General features: G+C 70.2%; 2 protein-coding genes. One reads left to right on the top strand and one right to left on the bottom strand.

Annotated elements, in window-relative coordinates; genetic code table 11:
• Nucleotides 1–1,277, bottom strand: a 1,277-nt coding sequence (locus tag VF092_29375; GenBank protein HEX6751439.1) for a hypothetical protein, incomplete at its 3' end; no start/stop codon positions are given.
• A 355-nt stretch (nucleotides 1,278–1,632) separates the two neighbouring features.
• Here VF092_29375 and VF092_29370 point away from each other — a divergent pair.
• Nucleotides 1,633–2,019 carry a hypothetical protein gene (locus VF092_29370; protein ID HEX6751438.1) on the top strand — a complete coding sequence of 129 codons (387 nt, stop codon included), beginning with the start codon at nucleotides 1,633–1,635 and terminating at the stop codon, nucleotides 2,017–2,019.
• Nucleotides 2,020–2,940: the final 921 nt, after the last annotated feature.

The raw sequence follows: 2,940 nt of genomic DNA, 5'->3' as shown, positions 1-2,940 counted from the left end.
GTCTCGTCCAGCGCCACGCACACGCTCTTCTCGTCCACCGCGCGCAGGTTGTAGCCACGCTCGCGCGCCGCCGCCATCACGGAGACGAGCCGGGTTCCCACGTCGATCCGCACGGTGTCGAAGAACGCCTCGTGCTCCACGCGGTAGCCGAGCCGCGTGGCGCCCTCGGCCAAGATGCGGGCGAACAGGTGCACGCGCCGGGCGATCTCGCGCAGCCCGTGCGGGCCGTGGTACACGGCGTACATCCCCGCCATCACCGCCAGCAGCACCTGCGCCGTGCAGATGTTGCTGGTGGCCTTTTCGCGGCGGATGTGCTGCTCGCGCGTCTGCAGCGCCATGCGCAGCGCCGGGTTCCCCTGCGCGTCGGTGGAGATGCCGATGATGCGGCCGGGGATCTGGCGCTTGTACTCGTCGCGGCAGGCGAAGTACGCCGCGTGCGGCCCGCCGTAGCCCAGGGGGACGCCGAAGCGTTGCGTGTTCCCCACGGCGATGTCGGCGCCCCACTCGCCCGGCGGCACGAGCAGCGTCAGCGCCAGCAGGTCCGCGGCCACGGTGACCACCGCGCCCGCCTCCTTCGCGCGCCGGGCGAAGTCCGAGTAGTCCACGACGGCGCCGTCGGTGGCCGGATACTGCAGCAGCACGCCGAAGACGGGGACCGAGAAGTCGAAGTCCGCGTGGTCGCCGACGAGGACGTCCATGCCGCGGGCCTTCGCGCGGGTGCGGACGACGTCGATCGTCTGGGGATGGCAGTCCTTCGAGACGAAGAAGGTGTTGCGCGCGTCCGAACCGGCGGCGTGGTAGGCCAGCGCCATGGCCTCGGCCGCGGCCGTCCCCTCGTCGAGCAGGCTGGCGTTGGCGATGGGGAGGCCGGTGAGGTCGATCACCATCGTCTGGTAGTTCAGCAGCGCCTCCAGGCGGCCCTGCGCGATCTCGGCCTGGTAGGGCGTGTACTGCGTGTACCAGCCGGGGTTCTCGAGCACGTTGCGCTGGACCACGGGGGGGACGATGGTGTCGTTGTACCCCATCCCGATGAACGAGCGGAAGACCTTGTTGCGCTGCGCCAGCTTGCGCAGCTCGTTCAGCAGCTCGTACTCGCTGCGCTCGGGCCCCAGCTCCAGCGCGCGGCCCAGCCGGATCGACGCGGGGACGGTGGCGTCGATCAATTCGTCGAGCGAGCCGTAGCCCAGCGATTCGAGCATCTGCGCCACCTCGGCCGCGTCGGGGCCCACGTGCCGGCGGACGAAGGTGTCGGTGTGCGTAAGTGCCGATCTATCCACAGCGTGCGTTCCTGTTCTCGGGTCGTTCGGGAGAGGCGCGGAATCTAGGCCGTCCGGCGCGTCGCGGCAAACGGCGGGCGGAGATGGAGATGCGGAGCAGTCTCGCCGCCGGTGCCGGATCCGCGGCGCCTGATACACCGCTGGGTCCGCGCCGGGGCACGACCCGGGAGACGACGATCAATTCCGGATGTCTGCTGTGCACGGTCGTCGCATCCGTTAACCATGTGTTCCATGCGCGAAGCCAAGTCCGCCCCTCTTGTGGCATACGATTGGGCGCGGTAACCTACCCAGTGTAATCCGACCAGACTTAAACAGTTTTTACGGCGATGCCGCCGGAGTGGACGGGGGGAGGCGCGTGCCTCCGCCTGACCGCCGCACGCCCGTCGAGGCCATCCGCCAGGCGGCGCGGCTGGCCACCGAGGCCACCTCGCTGCGTGCCGTCGCGCGCGCGGTGGGGATGAGCCCGATGGGGCTGAAGCACTTCCTGGAGGGCCGCCGCCCGTACAGCGCCACGCTGCGCAAGCTGAACGTGTGGTTCGTGGCGCACTCGGCGGAGCAGCTCGGCTTCGGCGAGGACGCGGCGCGCGCGGCGCTGGCGGTGCTGCTGGACGGCATCCCCGAGGAGGGTCGCGACGAGGCCACGCGCACCGTGCTCGACGACCTGTGGCGCACGCACCGCCACTTCTCGTCGCGCCCGCCGCAGTGGCTGGTCGCGCTACGCGACGGCGGCGAATCGTCGTAGATCAAAATTTTGAAAAACAGGGCTCACGCAGAGTAGCAGAGGCAGCGGAGAACTCATCTCTGCTGCCTCTGCTGCTCTGCGTGAGCGAATCTTTCAGGAGATCTGGGGAGGAGACGATCGGCCCCGCCATGCCCGACAGCGGCATGGCGGGGCCGTGGTTCGGAGAGGCCCGGGCGGACGCCTTCAGCTCCACGCACGATGGGCGCCCGACCGGACCGTTCGCGCGGCGTGCCCTGACGCCGCGCCACACCGTCTGATTCCCCGCGGGCCGGGGCCGAGCCGCCGGGATCGTGGCGTCCGGCCGCTGTCTAGCGCCGGAGCTCGCCCGCCCGGGTCGTGCGGCTCAAGGGTGTCGCCCCTTGCCGGGCGACGCCGCCGCGGCGGCGCTGGTCCGCCGCGGACGCCTTCCGCAGCGCGCCGGACACGATCCTGCCCGGCGCGGCACCGGAATCTTCAGCCTTCCATCGCGCTCACGTTTCAGCCTCCATCCACGCCCCTCCCGGCCGGCGGTGGGTGAGGGACAGCGCGCACGCCGTATCGCCGCTCCTTCCATAACGCGCGGCGCCCGCGGCTACTGACGTTTGCGGGCGCCGCGCCGGTGCCGTCAGCCGTTCGAGTCGATGCGGAGACCCGTGCCGGCGTGAACCGTCGTGGTGGTGCTCATCGTCTCCTCCGTGGGACGGTCGCCGCGGGGCTCAGCCGCCGCCCTGCGGGGTGCCGCCGTGCGGGTCGATGCCGGTGCCTTCGCCGGCGCGGATCGTCGTCTGGATCGTCATCGCCGCCTCATACTAAATCCTGGTGAAGTGTTGCCGTAGGATGTATCATACGTATCCGAGTTCACGTCGTTTATTTCCTCGAAAAACGGAGGACGCGATGGGAGCCCGGCTGAAGGTCCAACCGCACCTGACGCAGGACGAGATC

It is taken from the genome of Longimicrobium sp. (assembly GCA_036377595.1).
Lineage (GTDB): Bacteria > Gemmatimonadota > Gemmatimonadetes > Longimicrobiales > Longimicrobiaceae > Longimicrobium.
This window is presented reverse-complemented; position numbering and strand designations above follow the sequence as displayed.